The sequence below is a fragment of the Nonomuraea thailandensis genome, from assembly GCF_024172165.1.
Taxonomy (GTDB): domain Bacteria; phylum Actinomycetota; class Actinomycetes; order Streptosporangiales; family Streptosporangiaceae; genus Nonomuraea; species Nonomuraea thailandensis.
Map to the genome: position 1 here is coordinate 8,085,066 of NZ_JAMZEB010000002.1, position 14,100 is coordinate 8,099,165.

The following is a 14,100-nucleotide window of genomic DNA, read 5'->3' on the forward strand; positions in this document are numbered from 1 at the left end:
CCCCTGGAAGGACACATGCCGCATTCCGATGACCTCTTATGGGGAGCCATAGGAGACATCTCCCGTTTCGCGGCTCTGCTGACCATGGCGGAGCTGGGCCTGGCCGACCACCTCGCACAGGGGCCGCTGGCCGGCGCCGAGCTGGCCGGGCGCTGTGGCGCGCACGCCCCGTCGCTGCGCAGGGTCCTGCGTGAGCTGGCGAGCATGGGCGTGGTGCGGGTGGCCGGGCCCGACACGTACGACCTGACCGAGAAGGGCACGCCGCTGCGCTCGGACGTGCCCGACTCGGTCCGCTCGTCGATCCGCATGCTCGGCGAGGAGAGCTTCTGGTACGCCATGGGCATGCTGCCCGCCACCGTCCGCGCCGGCGGCTCGGCGTTCATCGAGCGCTACGGGCCCCTGTACGACCACCTGGCCGCGAACCCGGACGTGAGCCGGATGTTCGACGACTACATGACGGCCAGGGCCATCCCCCTCACCGAGGGCCTGGCCAAGCGGTACGACTTCCCCGCCACCGCGACGATGGTGGACGTGGCCGGCGGCAAGGGCCACATCCTGGCCACCGTCCTGCACGCCAACCCGCAGATGCGCGGCGTGCTGTTCGACCTGGAGTACGTGACCGGGCACGCCAGGCAGACGCTGGCGGCCGAGGGGCTGGCCGACCGGGCGCAGGTGGTCCCCGGCGACATGTTCGCCGGGGTGCCGGCGGGCGGTGACGTCTATTTGCTGGCCAGCGTCCTGCACAACTGGGACGATGACGATGCGGTCAGGATTCTGCGCAACGTCCGCGAGGCGATGAACCACGAAGGGCGCGTCCTCATCCTCGAGGTGGTGCTTCCCGACAGCGAGGAGCCGCACCTCGGCAAGGACATTGACATGCGGATGCTGGCGATCTTCAATGGCGGCACCGAGCGCAGCCGCGACGAGTACGCCGCCGTGCTCGACCAGGCGGGGCTGGTTCTCAGCGATGTCATCGAGCTCGGAGCCGGCGCCAACCTCATAGAGGCCAGGCGCCGCTGACCCCTTCCCAGCCTCCGCCGGACCACCGGACTCAGAAAGGCAGTGGCGATGCAACTGACCAGGATCGTAGTCGCGGGTATGGCAGTGGCGCTGGCACTCAGCGCGTGCGGAGGCGGAGGAGGAGAGGGGCAGACCGGCACGACCGGCGCCGCGTCCTCCGGCGGGCTGGAGAAGACCCAGCTCCTGGTGGGCGTGGTGCCGGTGCCGTCCTCGGCGTCGCTGTTCATCGCCGAGAAACGGGGCTTCTTCAAGGAGGAGGGCCTGACGGTCAAGACCGAGATCATCCAGGCGCCGACGGCGGTCATGCCGAAGATCGTTAACGGCAGCATGGACGCGTTCATGACGAGTTACGTGGTGCTCATGACCATCAACGACTCGGGCGCGGCCAAGCTGAAGCTGTTCCAGCACACCATGGGCGGGGCCCCGAACGTCTCCGGCGTGGTCGTGGCCAAGGGCTCGCCGATCAAGGCGGTCGCCGACCTGAAGGGCAAGACGGTCGGGGTCAACGTGCTGAAGGCCCTGGGGCAGACGGTGACCAACGCCCACCTGCAGGAGGGCGGGGTCAGGCCGGAGGACGTCAAGTTCGTCCCCGTGCCGTTCGCCGACCAGCTCGGCGCGCTGTCCACGGGCAAGGTGGACGCGGCGTGGCTGGTGGAGCCGTTCCTGAGCGCGGCCAAGAAGGGCGGCGCCACCCAGATCATCGACACCACGAGCGGCGTCACCGAGGGCGTGCCGATCGACGGCTGGGGCGTCACCGAGCAGTGGCTGACCAAGTACCCGAAGACGGCCGCGGCCTTCCACCGGGCGCTGGCCAAGGCGCAGGAGGTCGCCGGCGCCGATCGCAGGGCCATCGACGAGGTCGTGCCGACGTACACGCAGATCCCCGCGGACACGGCGGCGGCGATGACGCTCGGGACGTTCACCATGGAGCCCGACAAGGCCAGCGTGCAGAAGCTGGCCGACCTCATGCACGGCTACGGCTACCTGAAGACCAAGGTGGACGTGGGCCAGCTCTTCGCGTCGGTCGGCGGATGACCCCTCGGACCGGGCGCGGCGTCATCGGCGCCGGGCCCCGGCGAGGGGTGCTCGGCGCCCGGCCCGGGCGCGGGGTGCTCGGCTCCGGGCCCGGGCGCGGGGTGCTCGGCTTCGCGGGGGTGATGGGGTTTCTCGCCGCCGCCGAGGTGGCCGGGCGGACGGGACTGATCCCGGACTTCCTGCCGTACGTGTCGCACGTGCTCGCCACGGCGGCCACGCTGCCGCTGGACGCGCAGTTCAGGACCGACGTGCTGGCCACGCTCGGCCCGTGCCTGCTGGGGCTGGTGATCGCGATCGCGGTCGCCGTGCCCGCGGGACTGCTGTTCGGGACGGTGCCGTTCCTGGAGCGCTCGGCGCGGCCGCTGGTGGAGTTCCTGCGGCCGATCCCGTCGGTGGCGCTGATCCCGCTGGCGGTGTTCCTGTTCCCCGAGGGGCACGACGCCAAGACCGCGCTGGTCGTCTACACCTGCTCGTGGCCGCTGCTCATCAACACCATGTACGGCCTGAGCGACGTCGATCCGCTGGCCAAGGAGACGCTGCGCAGCTTCGGCTTCGGCCCGCTGGCGGTGGCGCTGCGGGTGAGCCTGCCGAGCGCGGCGCCGTTCATCGCGACGGGGGTGCGGATCGCGGTGGCGGTCACCCTGATCGTGGCCGTGAGCGTGGAGCTGCTGGCGCCCGGCGGCGGCGGGATCGGGGCGTTCCAGTCGCTGGCGGGCAGCGCCAACCGGCTGGACCGGGTGCTGGCGGCCACGGTGTGGGCCGGCGTGCTCGGGCTGGCGGCGAACCTGCTGTTCACGGCGGGTGAGCGGCGGCTGTTCCGGTGGCACCACGCGCGGACGGGGGAGGGCACGTGAGCGTCGTGCGGCGGGTGGCGTGGTACTGGCTGCTGCCCGTGGCGGTGGCGGCCTGGGAGCTCGTGACGCGGGCGCTGCAGGCGACGTACTTCCCGCCACCGTCGCAGATCGTGGCGCGGCTGCACGAGCTGTGGTTCTCCGGGCCGCCGTCGCGGGTCTTCCTGACCGACGAGGCGGTGGCGGACCTGGTGCCGAGCCTGTCCAGGCTGTTCGCCGGGTGGTCGATCGCGTGCGCGGCGGGAGTGCTGCTCGGGGTGGTGCTCGGCCGCTCGGCGTGGCTGTCCGGCCTGGTGGAGCCGCTGGTGCACTTCGGCCGGTCGGTCCCGCCCGCCGCGCTGCTGCCGGTGTTCCTGGTGCTGTTCAAGGTGGGCACGCCGATGCAGCTGGCCTCGATCGTGTACGGCGTCGTCTGGCCCGTGCTGATCAACAGCATGGACGGCGCCCGCCACGTCGACCGCCAGTACATCGAGACGGGCGCGGTCTACCGGCTGAGCTCGTGGCAGCGGCTCACCAGGATCATCCTGCCCGCCGCCGCCCCGAAGATCTTCGCGGGGCTGCGGCTGAGCGTGTCGCTGGCGTTGATCATGATGGTCATCTCCGAGCTGGTGGGCAGCAGCGAGGGGATCGGGCACCGCATGCTGGAGGCGCAGAGCCAGTTCGACATCCCGGCCATGTGGGCCGGGATCGTGCTGCTGGGGCTGCTCGGCATCGGGCTCAACGCGGCGTTCCTGGCAGTGGAGCGGGCGGTGCTGGGCTGGCACACGAGCGCGCGCACCGGCGACGCGTGAGGCCGGAGTCAGCCGTACAGCCGGGCGATGGCCGCCAGTTGCCTCGCCCGGAGCTCCGCCCGATCGGGCACGCCTTTCGCGGGCCGTTCGACGTCGTGCCTGGCGTACTCCTCGGCCCACAGCCCGGTCTTGACCCGGCTGAGCAGGTTGGCCATGCCGGGCCGCAGCCGGGCCCGGCGCAGCGCGGCGAGGTCCAGCTCGGCCGCGGCGACCAGCGTCTCCCCCGGCCCGGCCTGCGCGAGCACCCGCCCCTGGTGGTCGATCACCTCGGAGCCGCCGTTGGTGGAGTCGCCGGGGATCGCGATGCCGGTCAGGCCGCCGCTGTTGGCCGACACCACGTAGGCCAGGTTCTCCACCGCACGGGCGCGGCGGGCGACGGCCTTGGGGGTGAGCGCCGGGGACGACGCCTCCGAGGTGGGGTTGCAGAGCACCTCGGCGCCGCGCAACGCCAGCGCCCGGGCCAGCTCCGGCATGAGGATCTCCTCGGAGGCCACCGCGGCGAGGTTGCCCAGCTCGGTGCGGGCCACCGGGAGCACGCCGTCGATGCCGTAGATCTCCAGGTAGCGCTCCCACACGTCGTAGGGGGTGGGCGAGAACAGCGAGTGCAGCCTGCGGTAGCGCAGCACGGCCTCGCCCGCCGGGGAGAGGATGACCGTGGCCTGGAAGAACAGGTCGGGGAAGTGCTCATCGCGCTCGTAGGCGTTGACGCACAGGAAGACGTCGTGGTCGGCGGCGACGGCGCCGAGCGCGCGGTACTCGGGGCCGCCGGGGTCGAGCGCGGCGCGGTCCCGCCACTGCGCCGGGCTCTCCCGCACGGGGAAGCCGGTCAGCACGTATTCGGGCAGCACGACCAGGCGCAGCTCCGGCCCGAGCCACGCCTTCGAGCCGCCCACCTGGGCGGCGATCCGGTCGATCGCGGCCCCGATCCCGGCTCCGGCACGGGTCTCGACCTGCAGGGCCAGCGCGGTGTACGCGGTCACGCGACCCGCCGCTCGTCGATCAGCGTCCGCTTCACGCACACGCCGTCGCGCAGCCACTGCCACACCCGGCTGCGGGAGCGCCCGTCCTCGCTCAGCACGATGAGCTCGAACAGGCGCAGGTCCTGCCCCTTGAACTGCCAGTTCAGGTAGATCGTGCTGGCGTCCAGCTCCCAGAACTCGCCCTTGAGCCGCTCGGTGTCGAAGCCGCACCGGCCGCCGCCGAGGTAGGCGCCGGGGAACTCGTGCACCTCCGTGCGGCCGTCGTCCCAGGTGTAGCGGTTGGTCTGGTGGTAGACGGCGTCGTCGCGGATCTCGCAGGTCATCCGCACCCGGTGCCGGTCGAGCAGCTCGCCGCCGGGGCCGACGTGGCGGTACTCGCCCTCCCATTCGCCCTCGTGCCGGGCCAGCAGCGGCATGTCCGCGCGCAGTCCCATCCGGTTACTCCTTCGTGCTGTGCCACCAGGGGTCGGCGGCGTCGGATCGGTTGACCAGGAAGGCCCGGCGGCGCAGGAACCGGCCGATGGAGGCGGGGCCCATGCGCGAGCCGCCCAGGCCCGACAGGCGGAAGGAGTTCTTCTCCCCCTCGTGCACGAGCGCGGTCAGCCCGGCGTCGTTGATGCTCACCGCGCCGGCCTGGAGACGGGCCGCGACGGCGCGGGCCTGCTCCTCGCCGGCCGCGAAGACGGCGGCCGACAGCCCGTACACCGAGTCGTTGGCCAGAGCGACCGCCTCGTCGGGCCCGGAGACCGCCATCACCGGCAGCACCGGCCCGAACGTCTCCTCCGTCATGATCAGCATGCCGTGATCGACCCCGGACAGCACGGTCGGGCGGCACCAGTGCCCGCCGCCGTGCCGCTCGATCCGGCCGCCGGTGTGCACGGTCGCGCCCTTGGCCACGGCGTCGGCGACGTGGGCGGCGATCAGGTCCTCCTGGCCCGGCTTGATGATGGGGCCGATCGGGCCGCCCTCGCAGGTCAGGCCGACCTGGCCGGCCTCGGCCACCAGCCGGTCGAGGAACTCGTCGTGCACCTCCCTGGCCACGTAGACGCGCTCGATGGACTGGCAGGACTGCCCGGCGTTCGCGGTGCCGCCCCACAGGATCGCCGACGCGGCGCGGCCGAGGTCGGCTCCGGCCAGCACGATCGCCGGGTCCTTGCCGCCCAGCTCCAGGAACGCCGGCACGAACGCGCGGGCCGCCGCCTGCGCCACCTGCCGTCCCGTCGTGACGCTGCCGGTGAACACGACGGTGTCCACCAGGTCCACGAGCGCGGCGCCCGTGGCCCCGTCGCCCTCGACCACCCGCAGCGGCAGGTCGCCGGGGACGAGCCGCATCAGCGGCTCGATGAAACGGGGTGTCACCTCGCTCGGCTTGACCAGCACCGTGCAGCCCGCGGCCAGCGCGGGGACGGCGTCGATGAGGCCCAGCAGGAGCGGGAGGTTCCACGGGGTGATCATCCCGGCCAGCTCGTACGGCACCACGTCACCGGCCACGGACACCCCGGGCAGGGAGGCGGGGCGTTCGGCGGGCGGGGCGAGCAGCGCGGGCGCCTGGCGTACCCACCGGTCGATCAGCCCGGCCACGAGCCGGCGTTCCAGGAGCGACTCCCCCACCCGGCCGGTGTCGGCCACCAGGGCGGAGAGCAGGGCGTCGTCGTCGGCCAGCGCGGCCCCGAAGCGGGCCAGGACCGCGCCGCGATCGGCGTGCTGCCACGCGGGGGCCCGCTCGCGCAGCCCGGCCGCGACGGCGGCCAGCCGGTCGGGCGGGATCGGAGCGAGCGGTCTGTCGGATTGCCCGGTGATCGGGTTCCTCACGTTCATGCGGTGCGGGCTCCTGCGATGCTCGGCGGGAGCCATTGTGATCATGTGATCGGCCCCGCGTCAACGCACCCGGGGCCCGCCACGGGTCAGCCGCCCCAGCCGGGGACCGCCATCCGTACCGTCAGCGCGTGCTCGACGAGCTGGATCAGCGCGTTCTTGACCGAGTCCTTCTTGCGGGCGTCGAGCCGGACCATCGGGATGTGCGGCGCCAGCGTCAGGGCGTCGCGCACCTCGGAGTCGCTGTGGGGATACTGCCCGTCCCAGCCGTTGATGCCCACCACGAACGGCAGCTGCGCCTCCTCGAAGTAGTCGATCGCCGGAAAACTGTCGGCCAGACGACGGGTGTCGACCAGCACGACCGCGCCGATGGCTCCGCGCACCAGGTCGTCCCACATGAACCAGAACCGGTGCTGCCCGGGCGTGCCGAACAGGTACAGGATCAGGTCACGGTCGAGGGAGACCCGGCCGAAGTCCATGGCGACGGTCGTGGTCGACTTCAGCGGTGTCATGCCGAGGTCGTCGATCCCGGCGGAGGCGTCCGTCATGACGGCCTCCGTCGTCAACGGCATGATCTCCGACACCGCTCCCACGAACGTCGTCTTGCCCACCCCGAAACCTCCAGCCACCACGATTTTCGTCGAGGTGAGTCCGGGGCTAGAGCCTGCGAAGTCCACTGAGCACCCTTTCGAGCAGATTGACGTCCGGCCTACCGGCGTCCAGCTGTGGCTGATGCACGCGGACCAGACCTTCGGCGGCCATGTCAGCGATCAGCACGCGCACCACGCCGAGCGGGATCCGCAGCAGGGCCGACACCTCGGCCACGGACCGGACCTGCCGGCACAGTTGGCTGATCGCCTGGTACTCCGGCGTGATGTGGGAGAACTCCCGCTGCTCGGCGGTCGCCGAGGACACCAGGGCCTCCATCGCCAGCTTGACCCGCGGCGCCGTCCGTCCACCTGTCACCGCGTACGGGCGGACGGGCGAAGCGGGGTCGGGATTCAGCTGCGACTGGGACTGGGGCTGAGGCGGAGGGGCCCAACCGCCGCTGTTCCATCTCGGGTCTGTCACGTACATCACCTGGTCTGGCTGGCACGCAGCTCGGCGCGCACAGCCGGAGTCAGCACCTGACCGGCGCGATCGACCATCAGCGTCATCTGATACGCCACCAGACCCATGTCACAGTCCGGCGCCGCCAGCACCGCCAAGCACGAACCATCACTGATCGACATGATCAACATCAGACCGCGCTGCATCTCCACGATCGTCTGATTGACCGCGCCGCCCTCGAACACCCTGGCCGCGCCCTGCGTCAGCGAGACCAGACCCGACGCGATGGCGGCCAGCTGATCGGCCCGATCGGCCGGAAAGCCCGCCGACGCCGCCAGCGGCAAACCGTCGGACGAGACGACCACCGCGTGCGCCACGCCCGGGACCGTGCTGACGAAGTCCGTGATCAGCCAGTCGACGCCGCGTGCCGCGTGGCTGAGGTCGTTCATATGTCCTCCTCTCTCTCACTCTGTCTCGGACCGGAAGGCGGGAGCGCCCTGCCCTCGCTGATGTCGTCGCGGGCCGCCCGGAAGCCCTGCTGGAAGCTGGAGAGCCGGTTGCGCACCCGGTCGGGGGAGACCGACGGCAGCGGCGACACCCCTTGCGGGGAGGGGGAGGCGTCGGCCGAGCCGGGCACCAGGTTGGCCTTGGGCACCCGCTTGGGCAGGCCCGCCGCCGTCGCGCCGTCACGTACCGGTTCCACCGCTGCCTCCGCCGCGCTCCAGCCCGCGTCCGACTTCGAGGAGCCCCAGCTCGCGCCGTTCGTGTCGCGGCCGAACCAGGCGGACTCCACGGCGGCGAAGATCGGCAGGTAGTCGTCACCGGCGGACGCGGGCGGTGCCGCCGGCATGGGGTTGCCCGGCTCGGACCCGGAGTCCTGGAAGTCGAACCCGGGTCGCTGCGGCGGGTTGGTGTCCTGGCTCCAGCCGCCGGGGGGCGGCGTGGGGACGGGTCGTTTGGGCAGGCCGCGGTCACCGTTCCAGGCCGGGCCGCGGGGCGGGCTCCAGACGTCGCCGCTCTGGAAGCCGCTGCGCGGCTCGGGCGGCCAGGCGGACGGGTCCGGCTGCCACGGCGGGTCGGGGTTGCCCCAGTTGCCGCCCGCCTCCGGGTTGGACGGGAACGACGGGTGTCCCGGGCCCAGCTGGAACGTGGACTGCGGCCAGTCGGTGGCCGGTGGGGCGGGATGCGGCCCCGAGTACGGCTCGCCGCCCGGCCCGCCCGCCGCCGCGCCCGCGAAGGCCGGCGGCTGGTCACCGGAGAAGGACGAGGTCGGGTTGCCGGAGAAGGCCGGAGGCTGGTCACCGGCGAAGGACGGCGGCTGGTCGCCGAAGGACGGCGGCTGGTTGCCGGAGAACGACGGGGGCTGGTTGCCCGAGAACGACGGCATCCCGGCGAAGTTCGGAGCCTGGGAGCCCAGCATGCTCTCCGGGATCAGCACCATCGCGGTCAGCCCGCCGGAGGCGTGCGGACGGAGCTGCACGCGGATGCCGTGCCGGTGCGCCAGCCTGGCGACCACGAACAGGCCCATCCGCCGCGACACCGACACGTCCACGCTGGGCGCCTCCATCAGCCGCTCGTTGGCCTGGACCAGCTCTTCCTGTGTCATGCCGATGCCGGAGTCGGTGATGGACAACATCACGCCGCCGCCGTCGATCCGGCTGCCGGACACCGTCACCCTGGTCTCGCGCGGCGAGAACGACAGCGCGTTCTCCACCAGCTCGGCGAGCAGGTGGATGACGTCGTTGACGGCCTGCCCGGCCACCGACACCCCGTCGGGCACCTGGAGCACGACCCGCTCGTAGCTCTCGACCTCCGACAGCGAGGCGCGGGCCACGTCGACCAGCTTGACCGGCTGGCTCCACCGGCGCGGCGGGTCCTGCCCGGCCAGGACCAGCAGGTTCTCGCTGTTGCGGCGCATGCGGGTGGCCAGGTGGTCCAGCTTGAACAGGTTGCCCAGCCGCTGCTCGTCCTGCTCACCCTGCTCCAGCCCGTCGATCAGGGTGATCTGCCGCTCCACCAGCGTCTGGCTGCGCCGCGACAGGTTCACGAACATCGCGTTGACGTTGGAGCGCAGCCGCGCCTCCTCGCCCGCCAGCCGCACGGCCTCGCGGTGCACCTCGTCGAAGGCCCGCGCCACCTCGCCGATCTCGTCGTGAGTGTCCACGCCTATCGGCACCACGGGGCCGACGGTGCCGTCACCGCTCTCGCGAAGCTGCTGCACGGTCTCCGGCAGGCGCTGCCCGGCGATGTCGAGCGCCTCGCGGCGCAGCCGGCGCAGCGGCCTGATGAGCGAGCGGGCGATGAGCGAGATGATCGCGATCACCACGATCAGCAGGATCAGGATGAGCACGCCGGAGATCAGCGCCGAGCGGTTGGCGGCCTCCTCCAGGGCGCGGGCGCGCAGGATCACGGAGGAGGACAGCTCCTTCTCCACGGTACGCAGCGCGTCGATCTTGCCGGTGCTGACCTCGAACCAGGTGACCACGTCCCGGTCCGGCCGCACGCCGATGCTCAGCTCCTTGCCCTCGGCCGACTGGGCCATGGCCCGCAGCCGGAACAGGTCGGTCTGGTCGACGTCCCGGCCCACGACGGTGTTGCGGTAGAGCTCGAGCTGGTCGAGGTCGGCCAGGACGCCGAACAGCGTCTCCTCGCTCTCCTCCCGCGACTTGGCGTCGGTGAGCGCGTCGAGCTCGCCGCTGTCGAAGCCCTTCTTGTCCAGCGCGCTGGCCAGGATGCCGCGCTGCTTGGAGGCCTGCTCCTTGGCCCGCGAGATGGCGGCCATGGCGCTGGCGCTGTCGGCCACCTGGTCGTCCACCGCCACCTGGCCGACCTGGTCGTGGAACTGCAGCAGCCGCGCGATGATCTGGGAGTACTTCTGGATCATCGGCAGCGGCTGGATCTTGCCGTTGACGGCGGTCTCTCTCAGCGTCGGGACCTCTTCCAGCCGGCGCAGCACCGGCCGCACGGCCTCGGCGTGGGTGTCGGAGAGCGCGAGCGCGCGCTGCTCGGCGTCCTCGATGAGGTTGTTCACCTGGCTGTGGGTGGTGCCGAGCTGCCCCTCGCGGTCCTGCGGCCGCCCTTGGGCGATGAAGAGCGCGGTCTCGTCACGTTCGAAGGACAGCTCGTGCGTGACGGCCCCGAGCTGCTCGCTGAGCTCGGCGACCTCTCTGAGGGTCTGGTACGTGTTGGCGTCACTGAGTGAGGTGACGACGTTCAGCCCGCCCAGGCCCACGGCGACGGCCGTCGGAACGACGATCAGCGCGATGAGGCGCGATCGCACGTGCCAGTTGCCCAATCCGAATCGCTTTGAAGGCGGATTGGGCGGCCGTCGCTTCTGATGGCCGTGCGGCTCGCGGTCAGCGGAAGCTTCAGCGCTCTGCGTTCTCACTTGCCTTCGCAACCTCTCGCCCTTGAGGGAATTCTCGGTGACATGCGGGGTTTCACGTCGGGCAATTGTGTCCATCGAGATAAGCGCCATTTGAGCACACGGGTCGACCAGGGCCAACCACTACTAGTGCCCCGATGAGGTGTTTATCCCTAGATGTCCAGAAAATCCGACAGAATCGGTAAGATGGCTTCTACCAGGGGAAATATGGCAACAACTGATCATTCCGCGAGCCTCATCCTGACTCACGGAAAGGACCGAGCGGACGCCACACCAGCAACCGATGCCCCGCGAGCCACCCCCTTTCCCAAACCGGACAAACATCAGCTTTCTTGCAGGTCGTCAAATTTTCACGATATAGCGGCAATCGGACATTGCAACCACAAGTGATATCTTCGCGATAATGACCACCCATTTGGTGCTACGGTCAATCCCTGTTGTGCGTCAGGCACACAGCCCCCGGGAGCAGAAGCCACCCGGTCCCCCCCTGGCTCCACCCGAAGGGAGTCCCTGACATGAGGCTTGGCCGTTCCGCCAGAGCCGCCATCATCGGGTTCGCTTTGACACTCGGCGCCGCGGCGTGCAGCACGGGCACCGAAACGACCGCCAGCGCGCCGCCTTCCGCCGCCGCGGCAGCCGGCCTGGAGAAGACGAAGCTCAAGATCGCAACCCTGCCCGCCATCGACAGTGCCGCCATCTACGTCGCCATCGACCAGGGACTGTTCGAGCAGGAGGGCCTGGACGTCACCCCCGAGGTGGTCCAGGCCGCGCCCGAGGCCATCCCCATGATGGTCAAGGGTGAGATCGACGCCATGTTCGGCAACTACGTGTCGATGTTCGCCGCACACGACAAGCAGGCGCTCAAGCTGCGCATCCTGGCCGAGGGCTCTCGCGCGGCCCCCGACTCGCTGAGCATCATGGCCCTGCCCGGCTCCCCCATCAAGACGCCGAAGGACCTGGAAGGCAAGACGATCAACGTCAACGTCCTGCACAACTTCCAGGAGCTGGCGCTCACGCAGGTGCTGAAGGCCAACAACGTCGATCCGGCCACCATCAAGTACGTCCAGGTGACGTTCCAGAACATCATGCCCTCGTGGAAGGGCGGCCAGATCGACGCCGCCTACCTGGGCGAGCCCATGGTCACCGCCGCCACCTCCACCATGGGAGCCCGCAAGATCCTCGACCCGGCCTCCGGCCCCGCCGCCGAGTTCCCCATCTCCGGCTACGTCGGCACGCAGGAGTGGTACGACAAGAACCCGAAGACGGCGGCCGCCTTCCAGCGGGCCATCCACAACGCGGCCAAGCTCATGGAGAACAACCGCGAGGTGGTGGCCAAGGTGCTGCCGAACTTCACGCAGATCGACGCCGCCACCGCGGCCACCGTGACCTTCCCCTACTTCTCCAGCAACGACAACCCGGTCCGGCTGCAGCGGGTGGCCGACTGGATGTGGGAAGCGAAGTGGCTGACGAAGGAGATCGACGTCAAGTCGCTCATGTCGCCCACCACGTCCGGGTGAGCACTCAGACCCTGCCCCGCGCCCGTCCGGCGTCCTCCGCGTCCCGCTGGTACCGCCGGGCGGCCGGGGCTCTCGCCTTCGCCGCCCTGATCGAGCTGGTCAGCAGGACAGGGCTGGCCGACCCCGAGTTCCTGCCGCCCGCCTCCGAGATCGTCGGGCGGGCCGGCGCGCTGCTGCTCGATCCGGCCTTCCGCGCGCACGCCCTGACCAGCGCGCTCGCCTGGGCGATCGGCTTGTGCGTGGCGGCCCTGCTGGCCGTGCCGCTCGGCCTGCTGCTCGGCAGCGTGCCGATCATCGACGCGGCCATGCGCTCGGTCGTGGAGTTCCTGCGGCCGATCCCCTCCGTGGCGCTGATCCCGCTGGTCGCCCTGGTGATCGGCACGGGGCTGCAGCACCGGATCGCGCTGGTCGTCTACGCCTCGCTCTGGCCCATCCTCTACAACACGATGTACGGCCTGCGCGGCGTCGACCCCCTGGCCAAGGAGTCGCTGCGCGCCTACGGCTTCGGCCCCCTGTCGGTGCTGCTGCGGGTCTCGCTGCCGTCGTCGGCGCCCTTCATCACCACCGGCGTCCGGCTGGCCGCCGGCGTGGCGCTCATCCTCACCGTCAGCACGGAGATCGTCGCCGGGCGCGGCGAGGGCATCGGCGTGTTCATCTTCTTCGCCGGCATCGCCGTGCCCGCGCGCATGACCGACATCCTGGCCGGGGTGTTCTGGGTGGGGCTGTTCGGCGTCGCGGTGAACGCGCTGCTGGTGGCCGCCGAGCGGCGGGCGTTCCGCTGGCACCACGCGCAGCTGGGAGAGCGCTCATGAGGAGGCGGGGGATGCGGACCGCCTTGTTCCGGACGCTGGTGCTGGTCGTGCTCGTCCTGCTCTGGGAGGCCGCCACCCGGCTGGCGGCCGGCCCGTTCTTCCCACCGCCCAGCACGATCGTGAGCCGGATGCACGCAATGTGGTTCTCGGGCCCCGTCGAGCGGGCGTTCCTCACCGACCTGGCCATCGGCAACATCCTGCCCAGCCTGGGCCGGATGGCGCTCGGGTTCGCCGGGGGCGCGCTGGCCGGGGTCGTGCTCGGGCTGGCGGTGGGGCTGTCGGCGCGGGTCTACGACTATCTCGACGGGGTGCTGCAGTTCCTGCGCGCCATCCCGCCGCCCGCGCTGGTGACCGTCTTCCTGGTGCTGTTCGGGTTCGGGCTGCGGATGCAGCTCGCGTTCATCATGTTCAGCATCGTGTGGCCGGTGCTGCTCAACACCGCCGACGGGGCCCGCTCGGTGGAGCCGCTGCACCTGGACACCTGCCAGGCGTTCCGGCTGTCGCGCGGCGAGCGGCTCCTGCGCGTGGTCCTGCCCTCCGCGCTGCCCAAGATGTTCGCCGGGCTGCGGCTGGCCCTGTCGCTCTCCCTGATCGTCATGGTCTTCTCCGAGCTGCTGCCGGGCACCACCAACGGCATCGGCTTCCAGATCACCGACGCGTACTCGACCTTCGACCTGCCCGCCATGTGGGCCGGGATCGTGCTGCTCGGCGTGCTGGGTTACCTGCTCAACGAGCTGTTCCTGGTCGTCGAGCGCCGCGTGCTCGGCTGGCACCACGCCGCGCAGCAGCTCGTCGATTAGAGTCCGTGCCACGGGGACGTCGTCGCGTCTGGGGGCGCACATGA

At 70.9% G+C, this 14,100-nt stretch carries 14 protein-coding genes; 7 read left to right on the plus strand and 7 right to left on the minus strand.

Annotated elements, in window-relative coordinates:
• Nucleotides 1-15: 15 nt before the first annotated feature.
• From HD597_RS40830 to HD597_RS40845, 4 genes are all read left to right on the plus strand, one after another.
• Entirely contained in the window at nucleotides 16-1,020 is a 1,005-nt protein-coding gene (locus HD597_RS40830; protein ID WP_253749841.1) for a methyltransferase, read from the plus strand.
• A gap of 78 nt (nucleotides 1,021-1,098) precedes the next feature.
• Nucleotides 1,099-2,055: an ABC transporter substrate-binding protein gene (locus HD597_RS40835; protein WP_253749845.1), complete on the plus strand. Its 957-nt coding sequence runs from the start codon at nucleotides 1,099-1,101 to the stop codon at nucleotides 2,053-2,055.
• Nucleotides 2,052-2,909, plus strand: a complete 858-nt coding sequence (locus HD597_RS40840; protein WP_253749849.1) for an ABC transporter permease — start codon at nucleotides 2,052-2,054, stop codon at nucleotides 2,907-2,909. Before HD597_RS40835 ends, HD597_RS40840 begins: the two co-directional genes overlap by 4 nt.
• Nucleotides 2,906-3,697, plus strand: a complete 792-nt coding sequence (locus tag HD597_RS40845) for an ABC transporter permease (protein WP_253749852.1) — start codon at nucleotides 2,906-2,908, stop codon at nucleotides 3,695-3,697. Before HD597_RS40840 ends, HD597_RS40845 begins: the two co-directional genes overlap by 4 nt.
• An 8-nt stretch (nucleotides 3,698-3,705) precedes the next feature.
• On the opposite strand, the gene HD597_RS40850 is transcribed toward HD597_RS40845, so the two are convergent.
• The 7 genes from HD597_RS40850 to HD597_RS40880 all read right to left on the minus strand — a co-directional run bounded on the left by HD597_RS40850 (nucleotide 3,706) and on the right by HD597_RS40880 (nucleotide 10,822).
• Entirely contained in the window at nucleotides 3,706-4,677 is a 972-nt protein-coding gene (locus HD597_RS40850) for a nitrilase-related carbon-nitrogen hydrolase (RefSeq protein WP_253749855.1), read from the minus strand.
• Nucleotides 4,674-5,111: a DUF3598 family protein gene (locus HD597_RS40855; RefSeq protein ID WP_253749859.1), complete on the minus strand. Its 438-nt coding sequence runs from the start codon at nucleotides 5,109-5,111 to the stop codon at nucleotides 4,674-4,676. The genes HD597_RS40850 and HD597_RS40855 overlap by 4 nt, the downstream gene beginning before the upstream one ends.
• A 4-nt stretch (nucleotides 5,112-5,115) precedes the next feature.
• Nucleotides 5,116-6,495 carry an aldehyde dehydrogenase family protein gene (locus HD597_RS40860; RefSeq protein WP_253749861.1) on the minus strand — a complete coding sequence of 460 codons (1,380 nt, stop codon included), beginning with the start codon at nucleotides 6,493-6,495 and terminating at the stop codon, nucleotides 5,116-5,118.
• Between the two features lie 86 nt (nucleotides 6,496-6,581).
• Nucleotides 6,582-7,169 (minus strand): GTP-binding protein, encoded by a 588-nt coding sequence (locus tag HD597_RS40865; RefSeq protein WP_148435115.1) that lies wholly within the window; start codon nucleotides 7,167-7,169, stop codon nucleotides 6,582-6,584.
• Nucleotides 7,150-7,569 (minus strand): DUF742 domain-containing protein, encoded by a 420-nt coding sequence (locus HD597_RS40870; protein ID WP_372513467.1) that lies wholly within the window; start codon nucleotides 7,567-7,569, stop codon nucleotides 7,150-7,152. Before HD597_RS40870 ends, HD597_RS40865 begins: the two co-directional genes overlap by 20 nt.
• Nucleotides 7,569-7,991, minus strand: coding sequence for a roadblock/LC7 domain-containing protein (locus HD597_RS40875; protein ID WP_080042345.1), 423 nt, complete (start codon nucleotides 7,989-7,991; stop codon nucleotides 7,569-7,571). Before HD597_RS40875 ends, HD597_RS40870 begins: the two co-directional genes overlap by 1 nt.
• Entirely contained in the window at nucleotides 7,988-10,822 is a 2,835-nt protein-coding gene (locus HD597_RS40880; protein WP_253749864.1) for a sensor histidine kinase, read from the minus strand. Before HD597_RS40880 ends, HD597_RS40875 begins: the two co-directional genes overlap by 4 nt.
• Nucleotides 10,823-11,442: 620 nt before the next feature.
• Here HD597_RS40880 and HD597_RS40885 point away from each other — a divergent pair.
• Genes HD597_RS40885 through HD597_RS40895 form a run of 3 tightly spaced genes read left to right on the plus strand, consistent with a single transcriptional unit; the run spans nucleotide 11,443 to nucleotide 14,056 of the window.
• Nucleotides 11,443-12,444: an ABC transporter substrate-binding protein gene (locus HD597_RS40885; RefSeq protein WP_253749867.1), complete on the plus strand. Its 1,002-nt coding sequence runs from the start codon at nucleotides 11,443-11,445 to the stop codon at nucleotides 12,442-12,444.
• Entirely contained in the window at nucleotides 12,441-13,256 is an 816-nt protein-coding gene (locus tag HD597_RS40890) for an ABC transporter permease (protein WP_253749870.1), read from the plus strand. The genes HD597_RS40885 and HD597_RS40890 overlap by 4 nt, the downstream gene beginning before the upstream one ends.
• A gap of 11 nt (nucleotides 13,257-13,267) precedes the next feature.
• Nucleotides 13,268-14,056 (plus strand): ABC transporter permease, encoded by a 789-nt coding sequence (locus HD597_RS40895; protein ID WP_253749874.1) that lies wholly within the window; start codon nucleotides 13,268-13,270, stop codon nucleotides 14,054-14,056.
• Nucleotides 14,057-14,100: the final 44 nt, after the last annotated feature.